Below are 22,394 nucleotides of genomic sequence, written 5' to 3' on the forward strand. Positions count from 1 at the left end.
ATACCCAAAAATGACCGTTTACAGCCATTGCAGGGGTTCTGCACTGTAATTAGTTTTGTGAACTGATTATTAGAACCCCATCAGGTATTGATCAATTCTTATGAAACTTAAAAAAATAAATACAATATGAAAAAAACATCGTTCTTACTGGCTGTTGCAACCTCCGGTATCCTGTTATTTAACAGCTGCTCAAAAAATAAGGATACCACCCCGGCCAACAAACATGTTAAGGCCACCATTACCCTTACCAGCGAGTTTAAAAAAGCAGAAGGTGATTATTTTAGTGTAACAATTAGCGGTAATGACCAAAATGCCCATTTTACAGACTGGAATGTAAATGGTGTAAAGAAAACAGGCGTTTCAGTTGAAGTTGGAACAGACGATTTTAATGGCGGGAAAACGATTGTTTTAGAATCACTAAGCGATGTGTTTTCCGGGGGTATAGAATTTGGCGGATTTGAAAATGCAAATACTCCATTCACTGTTAGCTGGAAAATTGAAGTGGGTAATACCGTAAAGGATGAAGGATCTGAAAAAATAGTTAAAAACCAGGACCCTGTATTTTCTAAAGCAGTAAGCTTTTAGCGCAAAAAAAGGGGTGCGCCGGGTTCAATTATAAGATCTGTGCACAACAATTTAAATATAAAAACAAATGAAAAAGCTGCTCTTCCTTATTCCCGTATTTTTATTTTTTACACTGCCTGCTATAAAAGCCAGTGCTGCAACCGGTAAGGACCCTATTGTTATTGAAGTGTTGACCAACTATACCGCTGCCGATGCTGCCTTACAGGCAGCAAAGGACGCTTTGTTAAAGCAAAAATTTATTGCCACCAGCAGCATCCAGAAAACCGGGTTTACCGCCACCCGCACCACAAATGCCAGGGCTGATTATTATGTAGCAGATGTAACGGTAAAAGAAGAAAAAGGGAAAACAAAGATCACCATCTCTTTTGTAAAGGTAGGAACCGGCTTATTGAAACTGCAAAAAGTAGCAGATGCCGTTAAAGCCGATCTGGGAAAATAAAACAGGCATTATAGTGGTTAAACTATCGTAATCTTTTCTAAAAAGAATTACGATCCTGACCCTTATGCTGCTGTATAGCAACTCTGGTGTATATGCACAACAACAGTTTTTTGACAGCAGTCAGCAGAATAATATTTATGTTCAGCTGAAAAGAGGCCCGCACAGGATAGCCCTTGTTCCGGTAGAAACATATACCCGGCGTTTAAAAGTGCTCAGAACATTTTCAATGTATAATATCTGTGCAGGCAGTGCGGCAGCGGGCGGGGGTTGTGGTTATAATTTTAAGAGATTACAGATCACAGCCATTTGATAAACCAATAATCTTAAGGCAATGCATTATGCCCGTTCTATTATTATTCTGTTTTGAAGTATCATAATGAACCGGGAGCAACAACAGTAAATGGACTACCGGCCCATGCCTGCACATACCAGGGCGGAGCCACTATTATTAAGACGGGCTGCTTGTTTTTACTGCTATTGCTGCTTCAGCAGCTCCTTTACCCTATTTTTCACATACCCGCATTGAAAATAGGGATAAATATTTTTACCGGAGCAGTCCGTTATTTTGCTATGATCCTGGTGGGAGGAAATTGTTTCCGGCGATATGTTGTACTGTTTGCAAAGCTGTGCTATGAGCCGGATGAGCACATCCAGCAGATGCGGGCTAAGTTCCTGCTGCCCGTAATTACCCAGGAAACAGATCAACAAATGCCCGCCGGGGTCATACTCCGTATTGGTTTCACCTGTGGTAAGCGGGTTGCGGCCTTCATAAACCGTACCATCGGGTGCAATAAGGTAATGATAAGGAATGTCTGCCCAGTTACGGTCAGGCCCCATACACCAGGTTTGTATATTTTTTAGCCGTACAGCGGCATTGAAATAGTGCGCCTGCAAAAAGTTCAGCAACGCTATTGCCTCTTCTTTCTGCTGCTTTACCGGCAAACCAGGTTTGCAGGGCTAATTGATATTAGCCACTATAGCTACCCAGGCCGCACGGAACTCACGATTAACTGCAGGTATGGGCAGTGTATTTTGCGCTCCTGTATTGTTTTTTTGTGCCTGGCAGGAAAGGTAACTGGTTATAAAAAACAAATAAATTGCCGGCAGTAATAATTTTGTACGCATAACCTGTTAAAATAGAAAAGATAAATCTACGGCAAATTAGCTGCCTGCAGTAGGTTTGCAGGTGCCGGATCCCTTACCTTATCCGGTTTTCCCCCTTAAACAGGGCGTAAATGGTCATACCATGCCCCGCTGTTAATGACAAGTATTTTATTGTATTGAAATCCAACAACATACAAGATCGTCGTCTCGACCGAGTTCGGAGAACGAGCGGAGAGATCTCTGTAACAGATGAGATCCCTCTGCGCACCCGCTGAAAGCAGGTTTGGTCGGGGTGACGATTAAAAAACTTGTCATCCGAATGAACTTAAATGAAACGCTTTTATGGTTGCCTCACCCGGGCATTATGTAAACAGCCAACCTACAAAATGAAAGTCTGATTGACCGTGCCTGTGTTTAAATATGTTTTCTAAAAATTTATACTGAACCTGGTTAAACAGGATGCCGGAACCAGAATGGTTATAGCAGGTTACTCCCCTTCTGCCTTATCCTCCGCTTTTTCCGCGTTTTCGATAATATCGCCTTCCTTGAACAGCACATTTTTCATAATAAGGCGCCATTCTTTTTTCTTGCGCAGCAGGAATTCCAGGTCCATAGCAAAATGGATGAACTCTTCTTCCTGGGCGTGCTTCATGATCTTTTTGGCCTCCCGGTCTTTTTCCACATGAATGCGTTGCTCATACCAGTCAATGGCCTCAGCTTCTTCAATCAATGATTGTATCATCCGGGCAAAGGTGCGCACCGGTTGCGACAGCTCTTCCGGCGGTTCATGGTACTGATCAAATCCCATAGTTTTTGACTTTTTAATGAAACAATATGTGATCTGTAAGATACAAAGTTCAGGCCATCTTTAGCAGTATTTTTCTGTATTCTTATAGTGGATAAAAAAACAGAATACTTAAAACCTGGCTTCCTGTCTTTCAAAGCTGCGTTCTATAAAAAAACATCGCTGCTCTTTCTGCAGGCAGTAATGCCCGTGTACTATTTGCAGAGGGCTTACCGGTTATTTTCTGCTACTGCCACTTTACGGCAAGTCGGATGCCCGTCTTTATCAGTTTCTGTCAGGGCTTTTGATTTTACAGCGGAACACGGCTGAAATTTTTACCATCGCGGCAAACCTGTACCTTTATTGAGGGGGAACGGGGCTGAGGCTGATCGCTCAAACCCAAGATCAAAAATAGGGGAGTCCATTTTAAAAAATACTCTTTTTTATAATCTTTAAATAAATGGTATGCTGCTGCTTTATAAAAAGAAACGCATAATAAATTGCTGCCTTTGGCATAAACAGCTTTCTGTAAAGCTGACTGAAAATAATACGCTTAAAACTTTTTCGGCGCAGTGGGGCAATAAATAGGGTGGTTATCCTAATTTTGTGAAGTTACCCGATAAAACCAGACCCACTCATGAAAAAGATTTTTCTCTTTTTTAGCATCCTGCTGTTAGCGCTTTATAGTTGTAAAAATAAAGATGAAAAAAAAGAAGCGCCAACTGCTGCCGATAACGCGCAGGAGACGCGGGATAAGGAGAACTTTTATGCGCAATATGAAGGGACCATAGGAAATATGCCGGTTATTATGCATGTTGTAAAATATGGCACCGCTTATAACATCAACTATTCCTATACAGACCATGGAAAAACAATTGAACTGCTCTTTCAAAAAGATTCGCTTTTAAAAAACGACAGCCTCTCTTTTACAGAGTTTGCAGACCGGGGCCTTACAAACGGTGAGCAAAAAGAGGCACAGCTGCATATGCTCATCAGCAGTAAAGCAATCTCGGGCTATTGGATCGGCGGAGATAAAACAACGTCCCTGCCCGTATCTTTAAAGCCACAAACCGGGTATGCGGCATTTACCCCTTTGGTATATACTGATTCTGTAAAAATTACCGGTTTTAAAACTGATACGCCTTCCGCCTACACCAGCCTGGTACTGTTACAGCCTTCTGATACCGGTTTAAACGGTGATTGGTTCAGCAGTGTAATAAAAAAAGAGGTTATAGGAGAACTGCAGCCAGACCCCGCAACGCCGCTGCAATACAGCATAAAACGGTTGGGAAGCAATTTTCTCCAGGATTTTAAGGAAGATATAGATACTTTAAAAGCGGCGGGTAATGATACAGGGCATATTCCTTATTCATTGATGCACTATGATCAGCAGCTGATCACCAACCTTATATATAATGATAAGGGCTATGCTGTTTTAAACAGCAGCAATTATGTATATACCGGCGGTGCCCACGGAATGTATAACGAAACGTTCTATTGTTTTGATCTGAAACAGCAAAAACGCCTTACCCGTGAAAGTATATTAAATATAGATTCGGCACAACTGGTGCCCCTCCTGGAAAAATATTTCAGGATCAGCTATAAATTAGGGCCGGATAAGCCGTTAAAAGAGATCCTGTTTGACAACCAGCTTACACTGACCAACAATTTTTATTTTACTTCAAAAGGCATTGGCTTTTTATACCAGCCTTATGAAATTGCGGCTTATGCGGTTGGGCCTGTGGATATCTGGATCCCCTATGCGGAATTAAAACCCTACATCAATCCGGAGTTTGCACAAAGAATGGGCATTTAAAATTGGTTCCGTTTTAACAAAAATCATTTCCGGCACTATTTGATTTGCCAGTATCTTAGCAGTAATGTTAAAACTGCTTACAACCCTTTGCTGCCTGTTGTTTTCGCTGTATGGTTCAGCGCAGCCGGATCATAACCGGATGAGCGATTACATTTCAGTAAAAAAGAAAAACGGCAGAACTATTGACAATTATTACCCGGGTATGCAGATCAATTTTATAACTGCTGACGGAATACAGTATGAAGGCCCGATTGATCATATAAAAAATGACAGCATATTTGTTCAGTTTTTCCAGGTTCTTAAACGGCCTACTATATGGGGCACATATATCCCGGACACAATAAAGAATTATACAATCCCTTATTATTATAAGGATATTAAAAACATTGTAACAAGCCGCACACTAAAAAGAAGAGGTTATTTGAATACATTGGGGGCAATACTTAAAATTGGAGGCGGAGGTTATGCTATTTTAAGCATTGTGAACAGCCTGGGCCGTAAAGAAGCTCCGTTTGCCGGTCAGAATGGCACCAACCTGGCAATAGCGGCAGGTGTTTTTGGCGCCGGATATTATATGGGGCAAAAATTCAAGTCTTTTAATAAAATATCAAAACGGAGCAAAATTGTATATGTAAATATGCAATAAGCCGGGGTTATCGGCTTTCCACTTTATTTATCAGATCCGCAGGCCTCAGGCGGATCCCAAAGGTATAGGGCGTCATATCAAGCCCCCGCTGGTACATACTTTTAAATGCATAAGAGCCGTATAAGGCAATTACGCCAAGCGTTACATCTGCCACATAAGAAAGCTTCCAGGGGCTTAGGCCAAATGCATCCTTTGCTTTTAGCTTCCCTTCGTCAGAAGTAATGGTCTTATTACGGGAAGCATATAAATAACCCACACTAACCCCTGCGCTCAGCTCAAACGGGTATAGCCGGTCTGGCGTAAAATTAAAATTAAGCATCAATGGCACCGTTACATAATCTGCTGCCAGCTTGTTTTTTTTGTAAACCCTTTCCGGTGGGGTTGTCAGCCCCCTGGGATCCATTGAAACCACGGGTGGATCCTGTACGGCGGGCGGGTTAGCGTCATATCTTACCGGTTGTTTATAGAAATAATTATTCAGCTCCAGCCCCAGGCCATATTGAAAATTTACATAACTGTTGATGAGGCTGTACCGCTGGGTAACGATCCAGATATTGATATTACGGGATTTAAACCCTCTTGTCTTAAACCACTGGTTGTTGCTTGCGGGGGCATAGGCCTGGGCGCCGGCTCCCTCATAATTGGTATTGTCTACAAAACTGGACATTCCAATATCAATCATTCCCCACTCTGTAGTTGCTTTTCTTACTCTTTTTTTTGAATGAAGGCTTTTCAGGAATCCTTTTTTAGGTTCCTGTTCTAAGGGACGGTTGTCTCTTATAACTGTTACCCCACCAATTACCAGGGTATCTGGCCGTACGTCCTGTGCTTTTACAAATAGTGCAGCAACTATAAAGAGCAACAATAGCGCTTTTCTTTTATCTGTCATTTTTAATAATGGCATCACAAACCTGTTTACTCAAAAATAGGGCTTACTTTATTTATTAAAGATAAGAAAGTAAGGATAAATAGAACAGCAGCCTTTTTGAAAAATAGCCCTGACAACGGACATAGTTGTATGGCGGTAAAAAACCTGGCATTATAAACCCAGCCTTATACCCATTGTATAGGGTGTCATATCCAGGCCACGCTTAAACATGCTTTTTACCGCATAAGAGCCATATAAGCTTACATAACCCAGGTTGAGTTCACCTACATAGGAAAGCTTCCAGGGGTTGAGTTCAAAATTATCTTTTGCTTTTTGTTTACCGTTATCAGAAGTGATGGTCTTGTTTCTTGCTGAATACAAATAACCGGCGCTCATACCCAGGCTGAATCCAAACTCCCGGCTGGCCCTCACTTTCACCGTTTTATTACCGGCTTCCACCACTTTCCTGTTTTTTGAAGGAAATGTAACATTCAGCATCAGCGGAACCGTTACATAGTCTGCAGCCAGCTTATTTTTGCTATAGTTCCTGTCAGGCTCATTATCCATATACACTACAGCAGGATCCGGAGCATCTGTGCCCGGGTGCGGATTAAACCGGACAGCATTCTCAAAACGGTAGTTATTCAATTCCATACCCAGTGCATATTTCAGATGCAGCACATGGTTTACCAGGTTTACTTTTTGAGTCAACACCCAGATGTTAACATTTACTGATTTACCAAACCGGAGGTCGAACCAGTTTGCGTTTGAACCGGGAGCATAGGCTTGTGCACCTGCACTACCGTAATTTGTGTGATCAGCGAAATTGGCAAAACCCAGGTCAATGCCAAACCAGCTGGTTTCAACATTCCGCTGGCGGGAGGCTTTAACCCACGGCTGCCCGTTACCGGTTATAATAACGGAGTCCTTATTTTTTCTTGAAATGACTTTTACCGTTATTTCACTCGTATCCGTTTTATCTTTATCCGTTTTCTCCTGGGCCCGCAGAAAAAACGGGGCCATTACTATCCCTGCAAGGGCTATACTCTTTACCACTTTCATTTTTTGTTATTTTACATTGAACGCAAATCCGGCTACGGTTACCTGGCCATCTCCGTTATCAAAGGTTGCAGACACTTTTTCTTCAATGCGTTTTGTTAGTTTTTTAAAAAAAGATTTCTTTTCTTTTGCGGGGTTTTCATCAGCAACAGCGGCTTTGGCAATAGCAGCAGGCTGCGGCACAATTTGAGGCCGGGGCTCTACGGCTTTTGCTGTTGATACCGGTTGCTGCGCAGCAACCGGTGCGGCTTCGGGTTCAGGAACAACTGCCGGTTTGCGCGGACCGGCTGGTTTTTCCGAAACTACTGTATTCTGTAAGACGCGGGGCTGCTCCTTTTCTTTAGTTACCGTGCTGTTTTTCCGAACGGTTTTTGCAGTCATACCCTCCTCAGGTGCCTGCTGCTGTTCCTGCACACCTGATGCCGGTTTTGCAGGTGCATCATCAATGGTATCTGCTTTTATCACCCCTTCGGTATCTCCTGCAGATGTTACCGGTATTTCCAGGTTACCTTGTGCCAGGTCCCTGATATGCGGTTGTTTTTGTTGCTCCTGAAATATTCCGTAGCCGACTGCCAGGATCAGCATAGCAGCAACGGCAACCATCTTCCAGTTCTTAAGAGATACCACTTTGGTATGTTTGTATAATTGTTCTCTTTTGGGAAAAGCAACGGATGTATCCGGCACTGCAATGGTTTTCCGGAACAGCTCTATTCTCTGCTTTAATTCCGGCGAGGGGTTTTGCAATTGTTCCCGCACTTCGTTATCCAGCGGTTCTTTATCCAGGAACAGCAAAATAGCTTCATCCGGTACCGCGGGTTTATCAAAGAACAATTTCGATTTATCGGGGAATTCTACCGCATCATCAGCCGGCAGCTTTGTTTGCAGCAGGCTTTCCAGTATGGATTTCAGATCCGGGTGCCGGGCTACAAACAGGTCTACAGCAGCCCGCTCTTCCGCGTTCAGTTCATCATCAACATATAAAAGAAAATAATCTTCATAGTTGGTATGGTCAATTATTCCTTTCATTTGTATTTTTTTTAGTTCCGCCCTTGTCACCAGGCCGGTCGTGTTTTAATAATTGTTTAAAACGAAGCTCATTATCTAAAGCCCGTTTCATCATTAAATAATATTTTCAATTTTTACCAGGTATTCTTTCAGCTGCAGGCGCGCCCTGTGCAGGTACACTTTTACCTGGCTGGCGGAAAGCCCGGTAATGGTGCCTATTTCCCCGTAGCTATACCCTTCATAATCTTTCAGCAGCACCAAAGATCTTTTTGTTTCATCCAGCCGCTCCAGTGCCTGGTTCAGCACTTCTTTCAAATGAGGCACCCTTTGTTCCGCTCCTTTTTCATAGGACGTCATTGATTCTTCATAAACCACTCTTTTATGCCTGCGGATATGATCGATCATTTTGCGATAGGCGATCGTAAACAGGAGCGACTTTGCAGTTGCTGCCTGTACTTCGGCCCGCTGCTCCCATAGCGCCTGGAAGGCGGACTGTACCACATCTTCCGCATTAGCAGCATGTTTCAGGTTCTTTAAAATAAACCGGTATACATTGTCCGCATATTGATTTACACACTCATTATATTCCTTTTCCGTCATAGATCCTGTAGCAGGGTTGTAGTTATTTGTCTTTTTGAACCGGTCTTATTAGTATTTCGGCTGAAAGGAAAAAATGTTACGTCGGTCTGGATTTTTTTTACAAATACCCGGAGATGTTTCTTCTTCTTGTATTTAAACCGGGCCCGGAGCTTATATAAGTAGTTGGTTGTCATATGTGAGAGGATTGAGTGGTCAGCTATCAGTGGTCAGTGGTCAGTATTGAGCATTCTGAAAGAACCATGAACTATCAGCCATGAACTATGGACTATTGACCATGAACTATAGGCTTTCCCCTACCGCAGCACCATCTGCCTATCAGCATCAAGCCGTATCAGGATAAACAGCAGTATCGTAAAGGTTAAGAGAGAGGTTCCTCCATAGCTGATGAAGGGTAACGGGATACCGATTACAGGCGCCAGCCCGATTGTCATAGCTACATTTACTGCCATATGAAAAAAGAAAACAGAAGCTACTCCATAAGCATAGCAGCGACTAAAGGTGCTCCGCTGCCGCTCGGCAACCGTAACAATTCTGAACAGCAAAAGCAGGTACAGCCCCAGCAGGGTAACGCTGCCCACAAAACCAAATCCCTCACCTATAGTATCAAAAATGAAATCCGTTCTTTGCTCGGGCACAAAACCATAACGCGTTTGTGTACCGCTCAGCAATCCTTTACCGGTAAGCCCGCCGCTGCCTATGGCGATCTTTGATTGTTTTACATTATAATCGGCAGTATTGCTTTGTTTGCCGGTTTTAGCATCCATTGCTCCCATATTCCCTTTCAGGTATTCCTGCGGGATCTCCCTGCCAATGGTGCTGAAAATACGTTCTACCTGGTGTTTTTCCAGAACATGAGTAAAGGCAAACGGAACTCCAAAACGCTGAATGCCCACACATACCGCCCAAATGAGTATTATTTTTACCAGTAAAGACTTGTTCCGTCTTACCTGCCGCCAGCTAAATAAAACAACCAGCCCTGCAATGGCAGTAAGAATCAGCGCCAGCACATTTTTATCCAGTAATAAGGTGGCAACCACCAACGCGGCAGCGGCAAACCCAATGACAAGGATCACCGGCGGCAGCCCTTCCCGGAACATTACAAGGAAAAATGCAAAAAATACCAGGGCCAGCCCTGTTTCATTTTGCATAATCGTAAGCGCTGCCGGAAGCAGCACTATGCCTGTGGCTATAAATTGGGAACGGGTCCTAGAAAAATCCATTTCAGGATCAGAAAGGTATTTTGCCAGGGCCAGCGCCACGCTTATCTTACAGAACTCGGCGGGCTGAAACTGGAATCCCCCGATGCGGATGATGGATTCCGTTCCTTTTACAGAGGAGTGAAAAGGGAACACCAGTAGCAGTAATAAAATACCACCGGCATACCATAAATTGGCCGTGGCAGGAAAGAACTTACTATCTGTTAAAAGAATAAAAAGCCCCAGGATAAGCGATACCAGCGCAAAATAGAACTGCTTGCTGTAATCCGTCTTAAAACCGATAAAGCTTTGCAAAACCGGGTCGCCATCTGTATAAGTAACTCCAAAAATGGCCATCAGCCCTATTGACACCAGCAGCAGGTATACAATAACCAGCACATAATCTACCCCCTTTGATATTTCTGCTTTTTTCTGACTCATATTTGCTCATCTGTTGCTGCAACCGGCTTCCTGTGGTGCTTTTTCTCTTCTGTTAAGAAAACGGTAAGCCTGGCCGGTTGCTTTGCTTTATTATCTTCTTTCTTATTGTTCCTGTTTACAACAGAATCTCTTTTAGGCTCAGCCGGCCGGGTAACTTTACCTTTTAAATATTTACGCAGCCGGGTACTGTCTTTACGGATCTTTGCCCATTGCTCTGCCCTTATAGAATCGGTCTTATATTGCAGCCGTACAAAATAAGAGGGCATCAGGTCAGTTTTTGAAATGCGGTCAAGATCTGCCTTGCTTTTATTGGTCAGGCTATCCAGCAGGTATTTTTCCATCAATATCCGCGCTATAGGGCCCGCCCAGGTAGCGCCAAAGCCTGCATTTTCCACGGCAACAGCTATGGCTATTTTAGGGTTTTCTTTTGGTGCAAAACAAACAAACATGGAGTTATCCTTCAGCTTTATGCGCCTTCCATCAAGCACCGTATAGTTTTCAGCAGTACCGGTTTTGGCACAAACATTAATGCCGGGAATCATAGCCACCCTTGCCGTTCCCTGTGTTACCACATCATGCATCCCGTCAATAATGGCATTGTATGCGGTGTCAGAAATATGTGTCAGCACCTCGTGCTTTGTCCTGTACTTTGCAAGGATCTTTGCATCTGCTGCCGTTTCGCCCTCAATGCTGTCCACAAAATGCGGTGTATAATAAGAGCCTTTATTGGCTATGATACAGGCAGCATTTGCTAACTGAAGAGGGGTTACCAGCATTTTATCCTGGCCTATGCCCAGGGTAAGGTTGGTACAGGAGTTCCAGGAGCCCCTGTATTCTTTGTCATAAACGGCTACGGTGGGGATATTGCCTTTATCCTCGCTGGGCAGGTCAACCCCCAGGCGCACACCCAGGCCCAGCTTGTTCATATATTGCTGCCATTTTTCAAATCCTTTTTTCACATTGCCGATGCTGGGATTATCAACCGTTAACCGGTAGGTATTTACAAAAAAGGAGTTGCAGGAATGTGCTATTGCCAGGCGCAGGTTGGCTGCATGGCCGGCCCAGGTTTCCAGGCAGCCCACCCTTCTTCCGCAGGCATAATAACCTCCCCGGCAGGGATAGCCCGATGCGGGTGTAATAACGCCTTCATCCAGCCCAACCAGCCCTCCTAATGGTTTAAACGTTGACCCCGGGGGATACATTCCTTTAATGCCCCGGTTCAATAGGGGCGCCCTTACATTCAGTACCATTTTTGCATAGTTGGCATTTTTATCAGGCCCTGTTAGATCATTAGGGTTAAAAACCGGGCCGGACGCCATAGCAAGGATACCACCCGTTTTGGGATCAATAGCTACCACAGAGCCCACTTTATTGGTCAGCAGCTTCTCGGCCAGCACCTGAAGATCCACGTCCAGGAAGGTTTTCAGCCCTCTGCCGGCTACCGCAGTCGTATCAAATTCCCCGTTCTCATAATGCCCCACCAGCCGGTTTTTGTTATCCTTTATCATGTATTGCACACCCCGCTGCCCCATCAGTACTTTTTCATAGCTGTATTCAAGACCGTTCTTACCCACATAATCCCCCATTTTATAAAAATTACCGGAGCGTTCTATGTCTTTTGCATCCACCTCGCTGATATAGCCCAGGAAATGGGCACCTACATTATACGGATAGGTACGTATGGGGCGCTGCTGCAGCACAAAACCCGGAAAACGCCAGCTGTTCTCTTCAAAACGGGCCTGCATTTCAGGCGTCAAAAGAGAGTGGAATATAGAAGGGCGTACTCTTGAATTTTTTATTATGGCATTAACAATGCGGCTTCTGAATTCCGCGGTATCTATACCTAACAAATTACAGAAAGCAGTAGTGTCAAAATTTCTTTTCACTTCGGCAGGCGTCACCATCAGGTCAAACATAATGGTATTATTTAATATAGCCCTGCCCTTCCGGTCATAAATAATTCCTCTTTCCGGGTACACAATTTTCTGGAAGATGGCATTGTTCTTTGCCAGCTCCAGGTATTTATTACTCACCAGCTGCAGGTTGGCTAACTGTGCAACAATAATGATAAATACCGCTAAAAAAATGATCCGTATTACATAACTCCTGGACTTATTAAATACCGACATATAAAAACGCTAAGGGAACCTGTTTAAGAAAAACCAAAAATAATATAAAAGTTTAAAGTGGCACAAAGGGCAACTATACTTTATTTAATAAAACTATAAAAAATATCCGCAATACGAACGCTGCAATACGATACCTGCTATAATCAAAAGACTAGTGTACAATAATTTTATCCTTCAAATCCGTTATCCGCTGCCAACATTTTTCCATCCGCAGCAGCCGTGGCCAGTTCATCGCAACGGTTGTTATAAGGGTTATCCGCATGGCCCCTAACCCAGATAAAACGGATCTGGAATTTTTTGGCAAGCTGGTAATACTGCATCCAAAGGTCTTTATTTTTTTTACCCCCCTTAAAATCGGTGCGCACCCAGTTATTCAGCCAGCCCTTTGTAACAGCATTGACCACATATTGACTATCTGAATAAATAGTAACCGGGAGATCAGTGGTTTTTAGTGCTTTCAGGCCTTCGATCACTGCCATCAGCTCCATACGGTTATTGGTGGTTTTTTTAAACCCGCCCGATAATTCTTTTACATGTTTCCCATACATCAGTAAAACACCATACCCTCCAGGGCCGGGATTACCCCTTGATGCTCCGTCTGTATAAATGGTAATACCATTGGTTTGCATATAAACAAAGATAACCGTAAAACCATTATGGATTTTTTCAACTTCACAGTCTTACAATAATGCTGATACACCACAGCTCCTTCCGGGTTTGGGACACGGTAGCTGTTGTCTGCACCCTAAAATATCCATTATGACAAAACCTTTGAAATGTATTATGCCTTGGACTAACCTTTTCTTACCCCTGGTATAAATAAAAAACACGCATATGAAAAAAAACTTTTTACTGCTGTTTGCTTACGGTATAGCCGTTTGTACAGCCTGTGAGTCTTCCTCCCAAAAACAGGTATTACAGCCATTAGCTTCTGCAAATACAGAAGCACCGGGCCCATCTGCCACTGTAACCGGCATACCTTTGCCTGCTGGTTATCGGCGTTATCCGCAAACCGGTAAAAGCTTTGCTGCCTATTTGAGCAATCTGCAGTTGAAAAAAGACAAAACAGTTTATTTATATAACGGAGTACCAAAGGCAAATCAGCTGGCCCAATACGCCGTTTTGGATATAAGTGTAGGCAATAAAGATTTACAGCAATGTGCCGATGCGGTAATGCGGTTAAGGGCGGAATACTTATTTGCAGCAAAAAAATATGATGCCATAAAATTCAATGCCGGTGATGGTACCTGGCTTTCTTATACAGCATGGTTAAACGGCACCAGGTACAGGCTGCACGGCAATAAGCTGGTAGCGATAGGCGCTGCTGCCAAACCGGCCAATAATACACATGAAATCCTGCTCAATTACCTGAATGTTGTTTTTGCTTATTGTGGTACCGCCACCTTACCGGCCTCTCTGCAGCCAAAACCATTAGCGGCCATACAACCGGGCGACGTATTCTTAAAACCAGGAGCGCCCGGGCATGCCGTAATTGTTATGGACATGGCTACTAATGACAACGGTGAAAAAATTTATATGCTGGCACAAAGCTATATGCCTGCGCAAAATATTCACATTCTGAATAATCCGGCAAAACTGCAATTAAATCCCTGGTATATTTTAAACAGGGATTCCGTTATCCGCACACCGGAATGGACTTTTTACAGGAACCAGTTATATGGCTGGAAGCAAGCAGGATGATCAGGCGGCGCCTCAGCTTTTTCTTACAAGGCGTTCATCTACGGGTATACGCCTTGTATAGAGCACACGTACACGTTCAAACTCCGGATGTGCCGGGTTCAACAGGTAATTATGCTCTTCCGGCATTACTACCGAGGGTACTTTAAGAGCAAGGAATGCTTCTTCCTTTACAAACCGGTCGCCTATTATTTTTAACGGATCCGGGGGAGGATTGGCAGCCCACCCCTTCGGCAGCCGTTCTGCCGCAAGCTCCTGTATACTGTTTTCCGGCACCTCCAGGCAGACCATGCAAAGGTCTAACTTAATAACCGTGGTAATATGCGCCAGGCTTTCCAGTAAGGCCAAAGAGGGCGACATGGCGGTGTATAAAATATAAGTGCCTTTATTATGCCACCGGCCCGGGTAAAGTGCAGCACCCGTGCCGCTAAGGTCATCAATATAATTGCATTTACTGATGCGGTATACTTTCATGTGTTTCTTAGTATAAACGCTTACGCAAAAATACCATGCTCAATACGGCCCAGCTCATCCATCAGCAACCCAATGCCTATAGAAGTATCTAAAAATTCTTTGGGAGGCTTGGCACCCAATGCATCTACAGGTGTGGCCATCCAGGTTTTAAATTGCTCCAGGTTATCAAAAACTTCGGCGCCTCTTGTGTACAGCCGGGCCAGTTCTATAACCCGTTCAGACTGCTCCGCATTTAATTTTTGCGCAGGGGTATACCGGCGTAAGGTACGGTCAGAAGTATGCAGGATACCGGCCAGTTCACTATCAGAAAAACCTATTATATGGGCAAGATGATCCAGTGCTTTTTTGGGTATACCTGCACGGATGTGGGTAATAAAATCCGTACTGCTTTGCATACCTTCATGTGCAAGCCCCATAAGCGTAAGCGGGCTGTGCAGGCGGTCAAATGCTGTGTTGTAGGCCACAGCAGGTTCTTCTACTATATTTTCAGGGAATTTGGCGGGTTTGTACTTTTTATGTTTCTTTTCCATTTTGGTTATTTGTCCCAAATTTACGGTTATTTGTCCGGTTTATTAAATTTATTTTTCCACCTTCCCTGCAAACAGCAGCAAAGGGGTTAAATATGCCAGATACTGGGTTCCAGACCCCTCCGCAGGAGTGTGAAACCGGTTTGTACCGGTTATCCATTACTTTGTACCTGTATTTTAATAATACGGTGCAGTATGTTATGTATATTAAGAAGTATAACACCCTTATAAAGGGGGTTACAAACCCATAAAAAGCGGTTCTGCACGGCAAAATATAGGTTCCCAACCTCTCCATAAAGGTAATAGAACCGATCTGTACCTGTTGTAAAAACATACAGACTATTGTTATACGGGTATGCACCCGCCTGCAACCTGTATTTAGTGGTTGCAAACGTAGGAACAGGTTATTTTGCACAGTTAAGCGCAAAAAATTGCGGGGCTTGCCACCCCGCAAAACGTTACAAGTGCATATCCTTTTAGCTGGCTGCCGGTACCGGAGGTTCCGCACCATTGCGGGGTTTTGCAAAAAATTGCTTCAGTTCATTAAGCTTTACCTCAAAGCCCGGTGCAGAAGAGCCGGCTTTGTAGCTGGTGTAAGCATAATCTGTAAGTGCCGCCTGGTAATTGTCATAGTCATACAAAGTTTTGGCATCGTTTAACCGGTTAACCACATTGTTCAATTTTGCAATCATCGTTTCCAGTTCAATACGGCTTTGATGGTCTTTGGTAAACTCTTCCCAATCCACTTCGGCCGACCGGAGGGCAGGCTGGGCACTGGCATAATCAGCTACTTTGTTTACAAAAAGTTTGTTTTGCTCATTAATACTGCCATACTTTCTGCGGTCATTTGGTGTAAGATTTACTGCAAGGCTGCTAATGGCGGTTTCTAACTGATCAACGGCATCCTGGGCGGCTTTGAGGTTTTCGGCAGGCAGGTGCTGGCTGATGAGGTTTGTAATAGGCATAACGATTGTTTTTAAAGGTTAAAAAAGGACTTTCTTAACCGAATATACGAATAATTATAACATATATATATGTTTGTTTATTAACCTATATTAACAGGTTTGCTTCTTTTTTTGTGCCTTTTTAGAACAAGTATTTCCAGCAGTTCCAGCAATTCTGTTACCGCTATAACGTCCATCACCAGTTCGGCCTGCACCACATCCCCCGGCCTGTTGTCTATATAGTTAGACAGTAGCTGGCGCAGGTGCGCGTTTACGCAAGAAGCCGGGTATTTTTCCAGCCATGTTTTTAGCCTTAGGTGTTTTTTAGCATTCATATGTTTAAGATTTTAAAGTGCCGTTATCAGTTATTACTTCAATAGTTAATTTATTAGGCGCCGTAAGTACAGTAACATAAGCGCCGGGTGTAAAACCGCAGTCCTGCAACCACTTTCCCAAAAGGCGTATTTGAGGAAAAACCACTGTATAGTGGCGGGCACTATAAATACCCGTACCCCTGTCCTGTATATTGTATGATACTTTTAACCGGCGTATTTTACTATCGGATGTTTTATTGGCAGCCATTATTATATCATTTAAAATACAAAGCAACACTGCGCCTGTACTGTAACCTACATGATGTATGTGTAGGATACAAGAGAATCTGTGTATTTTACAAAGAAGCGCAATATTTTTCCGGTTGTATTTACAAACCAGGGTATAAATTTTTTTTGAATGAAGAATATGCCGCCGCTACGCGGCTTACTCTAATTGGTCATTTATTCGTCTACCTATATAAGCCCCGCCGGGGCTATATGCAGGCAGCATTTATGAACCTGATAGCAGGTAGAAACCCGTAAAATGCTGTTTGTACCTCTATGAACCCATGTTGTTCTTTTTTAAAATAGCGCCTGTGTTGAACCCTGGACGGTTTGTATGCCCCGCCGGGGCTACATATGGGTAACATTTACAGAACCCGGGCCGCAAAGCCCGTTTTACGGGCGACCTGTTTTCACCTGTTTTTTATTTTTAAAATTTACGCCTTGCCTCCGGGTGGTGGCATCATATTCCGCTAATAGCCTACATTTGCAATAACAAAACAATAGCGCTATGCCAACACACAAAATACATGAAGGCCGAAACATAAAACGCTTCCGCGAAATGCTGGGTATTAAGCAGGATGCGCTGGCAGCTGATTTAGGAGATGACTGGAACCAGCAAAAAATATCCCTGCTGGAACAAAAGGAAACCATTGACCCATCCCTGCTGCAACAGGTGGCTGCTGCTTTAAAAATACCTGCGGCGGCTATTGAAAATTTTGATGAGGAACAGGCAATCACTGTTATATCCAGTACTTTTAATGACAATGCTGCTGTAGTTTATAATAATCCCACAATAAATCCTATTGATAAAATCATTCAGCTGCATGAAGAAAAGATTGCCTTGTATGAGCGTATGATGAAGGAAAAGGATGAAATGATGGCAAGGCTGGAAAAATTGATCCAGGCAAAATAATTTTACATTTGCAATAACAAAATAATAGCGCTATGCCAACACACAAAATACATGAAGGCCGAAACATAAAACGCTTCCGCGAAATGCTGGGCATTAAGCAGGATGCACTGGCGGCTGACCTGGGCGATGACTGGAACCAGCAAAAAATATCCCTGCTGGAACAAAAGGAAACTATTGACCCATCCCTGCTGCAACAGGTAGCTGCTGCTTTAAAAATACCTGCGGCGGCTATTGAAAATTTTGATGAAGAGCAAGCTGTGAATATTATTGCAAATACATTTGGTGAAAACGCCTTTAGTAATTCATTTAACTATGGTACAATGCATGTTCACCCTATTGATAAAATCATTCAGCTGCACGAAGAAAAGATTGCTTTGTATGAGCGTATGATGAAGGAAAAGGATGAAATGATGGCAAGGCTGGAAAAATTAATTCAGGCAAAATAACGTTACCTGTTATTTAATCATAAATACGCACATAGGTAGAGGTACCGCCATCCTGTGTGCAGGGTGGTGTTGATAAAATGAGTGTGTCATTACGCACTTCAATTTCATCTTCAATATTATCATAGACCAGCTCCCAGTAAGTATCCCGGTCATACCCATTACATTCAATTTTTTTATTGTGCACAGAAAAAGAAGTGGTGTGTATAATTTTACCTTTTTCATACCTGTTTATTATTCCGGCCTTGGTTAGCTCAATAGAGGTGCCATTGCCAGGTGCATGTTCTGTATATGGAATTTTAAACCCACTAACCCACCGCAGCTCCCATTTGCCGTAAATGTCTTTTTTAAATAATTTTTCTTTACTGCAGGATGCAATAAGGGCTCCTGCACCTGCAACAAGCAATAAAAACAGAATGATTGGTTTCATAAGAAGTTTATAAGAATAAACGTATAAATGGCGCCAATCGCAACAAAAAAACCGGCCGAAGCCGGTTTTTGAATTATATACGGTTCTATTATTAGAAGGATAACTTAACACCAGCTACCGCATTCCAGCGGGAAGTAAAGTCATTTACATAATATGGTCTGTAAGTTCCTTTAATATTGGTTAAGTTATTCTGGTTAAACTGGAAATAAGGATTGTTTGCTGTAGGAGGTGCAGTAACTGCTACTCCATTTTTTGTTGTGGGAGGGTTGCTACTGCTGGCCGAGGTAACCACATTCACGATACTTGCACTCGTTGGATAGAATCCATCAGGATAACTTCCCGTACCATATGACCAGCCCCATTTGTTATTTAAGAAATTACCCACGTTCAGCATGCTGGCAAACAGCTCCAGACGGATACCATGAGGAAAAGTAAAGGACTGAGCTATTCTTAAATCAAAATGATTTTCCCAGGGCATACGATCACCATTTCTTTCAGTATTTTTTCCCTGACGATCTTTCAGGTATGGAGTGTTATTTACTAAATTCTGAAAGTTCTTCCATTGATCAGAAGCAGAGGTCACTAAAACCCATTGGTTAGTAGTAGAATTTTTCTGATAGATATCTACAAAATTTGCTTCTGCTTCATTGGCGGGCACATAAATTAAGGCGTCTGATCCGCTGGTGCTGCCCACAGTATAATCTCCCAGAATATTGTTTCCATACAGATAAGATAAGCGCTGGCCGCTTTGGCCTGTATACGTAAGTGTTACGGTTGTGGAAACTTTATCATGGGCATAACGGAACTCTTTAGACACAAACCCAACAATACGGGAACCCATACTGAAATTAGACACAGATAGATCAGGATTGTTTAACCCGTTGATCACAAAGGGCCCGCGCCAGTTTGATTGTGCCACTGAAGAGGGCAAATCATTTAATGACTTTGCATTACCATAGCTGTAAGCTATAGAACCGGACCAACCTCTTGAGTAAGGCTTTTGAACCTGTGCGGTAAAGGTATAACCATACCCCTTATTGGTATTTGTTAAATATAGCACGTTACCATAGTCTGCATTTGCATAACTGCCCCAATAAGGCCGGGTAGTAGGTCCTATAGTTACTGTGCCCGTACCGCCGTCTGCAAGGTTTATATTGGTATACAAAGCATTGTGCAGGGTTTTGGTAAATACAGCCTCTGCTGTTCCAATCAGGCCCCAGAAAGGCAAACGCTGATCCAACCCCAGGTTTGCCCTAAGCACCTGTGGAAATTTAAAATCTTTATCAATTACATTGATAACGCTTCCCTTTGCCGCTGAAGGAGCGGGAACAAAAGCACCCATATGGGGATCATTGGGATCATAATTGAACTTGATATTAGGATTATTTGCAAGCGCCGCTGAATTATAGGTAATATTCTGGCTGGAGATCCCTGTTGTGGAGATCTGGTTAGAGATCCATACAAAAGGTACGTTACCGGTAAAGATACCTACCCCGCCACGCAGCTGCGTTTGTCCATCACCATTTACATCATAGTTAAATCCTACACGGGGAGAAAACAGCGGTGTGCTTTTGGGCATCTGGTTAGTAGTATAGCCCGGGAATGCAGCAGCAAAATCAGGATTGGCAGCCGGTTTGTTAAAGAACACAGGCATATCAATTCTTAAGCCATACGTAAGCCTGAACTGGGGGTTGATCTTCCACATATCCTGGCCATAAACGCTGAACTGGGCAGCCTTCAGATCTGCAGGCGCCTTATCTGCCGGGTCTGAGCTGGTGGAAAATCCAATCTGATAAGTAGTAAGACCTGTATTATTCAGGAAATTATTAATATTGCTTGATCCGGTTGTGCCGGAGGCACCATACGTGTATGCTCCGAAATACCCTTGTAAAAACAGGTTTGAACTTTTGTAAAAGGTATTAGCAGTTCCAAAAGTCAGCGTATGATTTCCCCTGTATAAATTAAAGTTATCTGTTAAAGTAAATACATCCTGATCTAATCCATTCACCGCAGAACTGTACTCTGAACCTATATTATATAGAACAGTAGATCCGGATTCCGGATTATAGTTATAAATAGCCACATTCGGAAACTGTGCAGTGGTGCGCGAATCTCTCACACTGGTATAAGTTAAACGTAGCATATTGGATGAGCGCGAAGAAAAATTAGAGTTCAGCTCAGCAACAAAAGAATTGTTTTTATCTGAAAAACCGTAACCGGAATTAGAAAAAATTGCAGTACTGGGTCCCCGGCTAAGAATAGTATTTGAACCGTCTACATGATTAAAACGCAACATCAGCTTGTTTTTATCATTGATGTTCCAGTCAACGCGTGCAAAAACTGAAGTTGATTGGTTCGTATTATTAATTGCTCCATAAGATCCCGGATCAAATCCATATTTGTTGATTATTTGCTGACGGATGTATTCTAATGTATCTGCATTAACTTTAGAACCGGAGCCAGCCTGCGTTGGATCAAATGCCAGCGGAGTTGATTTTTTATAGGATTCAACGTTTACAAAGAAAAACAGCTTGTTTTTGATAATCGGGCCACCCAGATTCACTCCCATCGTGCGATTGGTAAAATCGCCATAGTTCTTGCTGGTAATATCATCATTGTACTTAGCGCTTTTGCCTACAAAACCCTGGTTTTGCCCCTGAAAGTATGCGGAGCCATGAAAATTATTTGTACCACTTTTGGTAACAGCATTAATACCACCACCGGTAAAACCACCCTGTGTTACGTCATACGGCGCCATTACCACTTGCAATTCCTGGATGGCTTGCATAGAAACCGGGTTTACATTTGCCTGGCCGCCATTGGTACCCGTAGAACCTAAACCAAAAACGTCACTGGCGTTAGCGCCATCAATCGTAAACTGGTTGTAGCGGTTGCTCTGACCGCCAAAAGACATACCTGTAGAGTTTCCATCTGTTCCTCCATTTCCCACTTTTACCTGCGGCATGAAACGGACAAAATCCTGAACACTATTATTAATACTTGGTAATGATTGAATTTGTCTTGCATTAACTATCGCAGACGGACCATTTCTTAAAGGGCTGATAATCGCCGATTTTCCTGAAGCAGAAACCGTAACCTCCTGCAATGTTCCATTTTCATCCTGTAGCTGTGCATTAATTGCAAATGCTTCACCCAGGTTTAATGTAATATCATCCTGAGTGTAAGGAGTTTTTCCTGTATAAGTAATTTTAGCGGAATAAGGGCCACCGGTTCTCATACCGGATATGGTAAAATTTCCACCAGACTGTGTTACTGTATTGTAAACAGTTCCTGACGGCGTATGCGTAAGTGTAACCGTAGCACCAACCAATCCGCTACCGGAAGCATCCGTTACCTTACCGGTAACGCTACTCGTTGTTACCTGTGCATTCAAAAAAACTGTTGAAGAGAGGGCGAAAATTAACAGAAGATGAATTTTCCTAAACATAAAATGTGTTTTGATAATTGCCGCAAAGAAAAGCAATAAATTTTAACATTTACCCCTTCAATGTTAACAAATTGTAACCATCCTTTTAACATTTCTTTTGTTGATCAGGATCAAGGCCAAAAAAAATATCACTACCGGCGAACTATGCTGAGGTTACATTATGAACCGTTAGTAATCAACCGGTAACTAAGTATTATAGGATGATGAACCAGAAGGGGCGCACATTTGTTATCTTTACATAAATAT

At 43.0% G+C, this 22,394-nt stretch carries 24 protein-coding genes; 7 read left to right on the top strand and 17 right to left on the bottom strand.

All coding sequences use genetic code 11. The annotated features are described in order from the left end of the window. Nucleotides 1-126 precede the first annotated feature (126 nt). Both A8C56_RS17290 and A8C56_RS17295 read left to right on the top strand, forming a co-directional pair. Nucleotides 127-585: a hypothetical protein gene (locus A8C56_RS17290; protein WP_067758789.1), complete on the top strand. Its 459-nt coding sequence runs from the start codon at nt 127-129 to the stop codon at nt 583-585. 67 nt (nt 586-652) lie between these two features. Next, the gene (locus tag A8C56_RS17295) at nt 653-1,024 is read left to right on the top strand and encodes a hypothetical protein (RefSeq protein ID WP_067758792.1); all 372 of its coding nucleotides are present in this window, start codon (nt 653-655) and stop codon (nt 1,022-1,024) included. A 474-nt stretch (nt 1,025-1,498) separates the two neighbouring features. Here the strand turns inward: A8C56_RS17295 and A8C56_RS17305 are convergent, their stop codons facing one another. After that, on the bottom strand, nt 1,499-1,966 hold the full coding sequence (locus A8C56_RS17305) for a peptidoglycan recognition protein family protein (protein WP_067758798.1): 468 nt from the start codon (nt 1,964-1,966) through the stop codon (nt 1,499-1,501). A gap of 649 nt (nt 1,967-2,615) precedes the next feature. Next, nucleotides 2,616-2,936 carry a ferritin family protein gene (locus A8C56_RS17310; RefSeq protein ID WP_067758801.1) on the bottom strand — a complete coding sequence of 107 codons (321 nt, stop codon included), beginning with the start codon at nt 2,934-2,936 and terminating at the stop codon, nt 2,616-2,618. A gap of 613 nt (nt 2,937-3,549) precedes the next feature. On the opposite strand from A8C56_RS17310, the gene A8C56_RS17320 reads away from it, so the two are divergent. Continuing rightward, nucleotides 3,550-4,728, top strand: coding sequence for a DUF3298 and DUF4163 domain-containing protein (locus tag A8C56_RS17320; protein ID WP_067758807.1), 1,179 nt, complete (start codon nt 3,550-3,552; stop codon nt 4,726-4,728). 64 nt (nt 4,729-4,792) lie between these two features. Continuing rightward, nucleotides 4,793-5,374 (top strand): hypothetical protein, encoded by a 582-nt coding sequence (locus A8C56_RS17325; protein WP_067758815.1) that lies wholly within the window; start codon nt 4,793-4,795, stop codon nt 5,372-5,374. A gap of 7 nt (nt 5,375-5,381) precedes the next feature. On the opposite strand, the gene A8C56_RS17330 is transcribed toward A8C56_RS17325, so the two are convergent. From A8C56_RS17330 to rnhA, 7 genes are all read right to left on the bottom strand, one after another. Next, a complete protein-coding gene (locus A8C56_RS17330; RefSeq protein ID WP_084490257.1) occupies nt 5,382-6,278 on the bottom strand; it encodes an outer membrane beta-barrel protein in 897 nt (298 codons plus the stop codon). Nucleotides 6,279-6,413: 135 nt separating this feature from the next. After that, on the bottom strand, nt 6,414-7,304 hold the full coding sequence (locus tag A8C56_RS17335) for a hypothetical protein (protein ID WP_067758820.1): 891 nt from the start codon (nt 7,302-7,304) through the stop codon (nt 6,414-6,416). A 6-nt stretch (nt 7,305-7,310) separates the two neighbouring features. Continuing rightward, nucleotides 7,311-8,327, bottom strand: coding sequence for an anti-sigma factor family protein (locus tag A8C56_RS17340; RefSeq protein ID WP_067758821.1), 1,017 nt, complete (start codon nt 8,325-8,327; stop codon nt 7,311-7,313). 93 nt (nt 8,328-8,420) lie between these two features. Beyond that, nucleotides 8,421-8,906: an RNA polymerase sigma factor gene (locus tag A8C56_RS17345; RefSeq protein WP_067758823.1), complete on the bottom strand. Its 486-nt coding sequence runs from the start codon at nt 8,904-8,906 to the stop codon at nt 8,421-8,423. 293 nt (nt 8,907-9,199) lie between these two features. Continuing rightward, complete coding sequence (gene rodA, locus A8C56_RS17350) at nt 9,200-10,543, bottom strand: rod shape-determining protein RodA (RefSeq protein ID WP_067758826.1); 1,344 nt, start codon at nt 10,541-10,543, stop codon at nt 9,200-9,202. After that, a complete protein-coding gene (gene mrdA, locus A8C56_RS17355; RefSeq protein ID WP_067758829.1) occupies nt 10,540-12,672 on the bottom strand; it encodes a penicillin-binding protein 2 in 2,133 nt (710 codons plus the stop codon). The genes rodA and mrdA overlap by 4 nt, the downstream gene beginning before the upstream one ends. Before the next feature lie 167 nt (nt 12,673-12,839). Further along, nucleotides 12,840-13,301, bottom strand: a complete 462-nt coding sequence (gene rnhA, locus A8C56_RS17360; protein ID WP_067758831.1) for a ribonuclease HI — start codon at nt 13,299-13,301, stop codon at nt 12,840-12,842. Between the two features lie 205 nt (nt 13,302-13,506). Between rnhA and A8C56_RS17365 the strand changes: the two genes are divergently transcribed. Continuing rightward, nucleotides 13,507-14,373, top strand: a complete 867-nt coding sequence (locus A8C56_RS17365) for a DUF4846 domain-containing protein (protein WP_084490258.1) — start codon at nt 13,507-13,509, stop codon at nt 14,371-14,373. A gap of 12 nt (nt 14,374-14,385) precedes the next feature. On the opposite strand, the gene A8C56_RS17370 is transcribed toward A8C56_RS17365, so the two are convergent. The 6 genes from A8C56_RS17370 to A8C56_RS17395 form a co-directional block, all read right to left on the bottom strand. Beyond that, a complete protein-coding gene (locus A8C56_RS17370) occupies nt 14,386-14,844 on the bottom strand; it encodes an RES family NAD+ phosphorylase (RefSeq protein WP_067758833.1) in 459 nt (152 codons plus the stop codon). Between the two features lie 20 nt (nt 14,845-14,864). After that, nucleotides 14,865-15,374 (bottom strand): type II RES/Xre toxin-antitoxin system antitoxin, encoded by a 510-nt coding sequence (parS, locus tag A8C56_RS17375; protein ID WP_067758836.1) that lies wholly within the window; start codon nt 15,372-15,374, stop codon nt 14,865-14,867. Further along, a complete protein-coding gene (locus A8C56_RS17380; protein ID WP_067758839.1) occupies nt 15,358-15,705 on the bottom strand; it encodes a hypothetical protein in 348 nt (115 codons plus the stop codon). The genes parS and A8C56_RS17380 overlap by 17 nt, the downstream gene beginning before the upstream one ends. Nucleotides 15,706-15,847: 142 nt before the next feature. Then, nucleotides 15,848-16,336 (bottom strand): hypothetical protein, encoded by a 489-nt coding sequence (locus tag A8C56_RS17385; RefSeq protein WP_067758842.1) that lies wholly within the window; start codon nt 16,334-16,336, stop codon nt 15,848-15,850. A gap of 80 nt (nt 16,337-16,416) precedes the next feature. After that, complete coding sequence (locus A8C56_RS17390; RefSeq protein WP_067758845.1) at nt 16,417-16,650, bottom strand: hypothetical protein; 234 nt, start codon at nt 16,648-16,650, stop codon at nt 16,417-16,419. 4 nt (nt 16,651-16,654) lie between these two features. Next, nucleotides 16,655-16,897, bottom strand: a complete 243-nt coding sequence (locus tag A8C56_RS17395; protein WP_067758848.1) for a SymE family type I addiction module toxin — start codon at nt 16,895-16,897, stop codon at nt 16,655-16,657. A gap of 525 nt (nt 16,898-17,422) precedes the next feature. Between A8C56_RS17395 and A8C56_RS17400 the strand changes: the two genes are divergently transcribed. Both A8C56_RS17400 and A8C56_RS17405 read left to right on the top strand, forming a co-directional pair. Further along, nucleotides 17,423-17,827 carry a helix-turn-helix domain-containing protein gene (locus A8C56_RS17400; protein ID WP_067758850.1) on the top strand — a complete coding sequence of 135 codons (405 nt, stop codon included), beginning with the start codon at nt 17,423-17,425 and terminating at the stop codon, nt 17,825-17,827. A gap of 32 nt (nt 17,828-17,859) precedes the next feature. Further along, nucleotides 17,860-18,273 (top strand): helix-turn-helix domain-containing protein, encoded by a 414-nt coding sequence (locus A8C56_RS17405; RefSeq protein WP_067758853.1) that lies wholly within the window; start codon nt 17,860-17,862, stop codon nt 18,271-18,273. Between the two features lie 13 nt (nt 18,274-18,286). Here the strand turns inward: A8C56_RS17405 and A8C56_RS17410 are convergent, their stop codons facing one another. Further along, nucleotides 18,287-18,700: a hypothetical protein gene (locus tag A8C56_RS17410; RefSeq protein WP_067758856.1), complete on the bottom strand. Its 414-nt coding sequence runs from the start codon at nt 18,698-18,700 to the stop codon at nt 18,287-18,289. Between the two features lie 91 nt (nt 18,701-18,791). Further along, nucleotides 18,792-22,148, bottom strand: coding sequence for a TonB-dependent receptor (locus A8C56_RS17415; protein ID WP_084490260.1), 3,357 nt, complete (start codon nt 22,146-22,148; stop codon nt 18,792-18,794). Nucleotides 22,149-22,394 lie beyond the last annotated feature (246 nt).

Origin of the sequence: Niabella ginsenosidivorans, from assembly GCF_001654455.1 — a bacterium.
Lineage (GTDB): Bacteria > Bacteroidota > Bacteroidia > Chitinophagales > Chitinophagaceae > Niabella > Niabella ginsenosidivorans.

Excerpts from the sequence above, each read along its gene's own strand:
- A8C56_RS17290 (WP_067758789.1), top strand. The coding sequence starts at position 127 with ATGAAAAAAACATCGTTCTTACTGGCTGTTGCAACCTCCGGTATCCTG.
- A8C56_RS17295 (WP_067758792.1), top strand. The coding sequence starts at position 653 with ATGAAAAAGCTGCTCTTCCTTATTCCCGTATTTTTATTTTTTACACTG.
- A8C56_RS17310 (WP_067758801.1), bottom strand. The coding sequence starts at position 2,936 with ATGGGATTTGATCAGTACCATGAACCGCCGGAAGAGCTGTCGCAACCG.
- A8C56_RS17320 (WP_067758807.1), top strand. The coding sequence starts at position 3,550 with ATGAAAAAGATTTTTCTCTTTTTTAGCATCCTGCTGTTAGCGCTTTAT.
- A8C56_RS17325 (WP_067758815.1), top strand. The coding sequence starts at position 4,793 with ATGTTAAAACTGCTTACAACCCTTTGCTGCCTGTTGTTTTCGCTGTAT.
- A8C56_RS17330 (WP_084490257.1), bottom strand. The coding sequence starts at position 6,278 with ATGCCATTATTAAAAATGACAGATAAAAGAAAAGCGCTATTGTTGCTC.
- A8C56_RS17335 (WP_067758820.1), bottom strand. The coding sequence starts at position 7,304 with ATGAAAGTGGTAAAGAGTATAGCCCTTGCAGGGATAGTAATGGCCCCG.
- A8C56_RS17340 (WP_067758821.1), bottom strand. The coding sequence starts at position 8,327 with ATGAAAGGAATAATTGACCATACCAACTATGAAGATTATTTTCTTTTA.
- A8C56_RS17345 (WP_067758823.1), bottom strand. The coding sequence starts at position 8,906 with ATGACGGAAAAGGAATATAATGAGTGTGTAAATCAATATGCGGACAAT.
- rodA (WP_067758826.1), bottom strand. The coding sequence starts at position 10,543 with ATGAGTCAGAAAAAAGCAGAAATATCAAAGGGGGTAGATTATGTGCTG.
- mrdA (WP_067758829.1), bottom strand. The coding sequence starts at position 12,672 with ATGTCGGTATTTAATAAGTCCAGGAGTTATGTAATACGGATCATTTTT.
- rnhA (WP_067758831.1), bottom strand. The coding sequence starts at position 13,301 with ATGCAAACCAATGGTATTACCATTTATACAGACGGAGCATCAAGGGGT.
- A8C56_RS17365 (WP_084490258.1), top strand. The coding sequence starts at position 13,507 with ATGAAAAAAAACTTTTTACTGCTGTTTGCTTACGGTATAGCCGTTTGT.
- A8C56_RS17370 (WP_067758833.1), bottom strand. The coding sequence starts at position 14,844 with ATGAAAGTATACCGCATCAGTAAATGCAATTATATTGATGACCTTAGC.
- parS (WP_067758836.1), bottom strand. The coding sequence starts at position 15,374 with ATGGAAAAGAAACATAAAAAGTACAAACCCGCCAAATTCCCTGAAAAT.
- A8C56_RS17380 (WP_067758839.1), bottom strand. The coding sequence starts at position 15,705 with ATGTTTTTACAACAGGTACAGATCGGTTCTATTACCTTTATGGAGAGG.
- A8C56_RS17385 (WP_067758842.1), bottom strand. The coding sequence starts at position 16,336 with ATGCCTATTACAAACCTCATCAGCCAGCACCTGCCTGCCGAAAACCTC.
- A8C56_RS17390 (WP_067758845.1), bottom strand. The coding sequence starts at position 16,650 with ATGAATGCTAAAAAACACCTAAGGCTAAAAACATGGCTGGAAAAATAC.
- A8C56_RS17395 (WP_067758848.1), bottom strand. The coding sequence starts at position 16,897 with ATGGCTGCCAATAAAACATCCGATAGTAAAATACGCCGGTTAAAAGTA.
- A8C56_RS17400 (WP_067758850.1), top strand. The coding sequence starts at position 17,423 with ATGCCAACACACAAAATACATGAAGGCCGAAACATAAAACGCTTCCGC.
- A8C56_RS17405 (WP_067758853.1), top strand. The coding sequence starts at position 17,860 with ATGCCAACACACAAAATACATGAAGGCCGAAACATAAAACGCTTCCGC.
- A8C56_RS17410 (WP_067758856.1), bottom strand. The coding sequence starts at position 18,700 with ATGAAACCAATCATTCTGTTTTTATTGCTTGTTGCAGGTGCAGGAGCC.
- A8C56_RS17415 (WP_084490260.1), bottom strand. The coding sequence starts at position 22,148 with ATGTTTAGGAAAATTCATCTTCTGTTAATTTTCGCCCTCTCTTCAACA.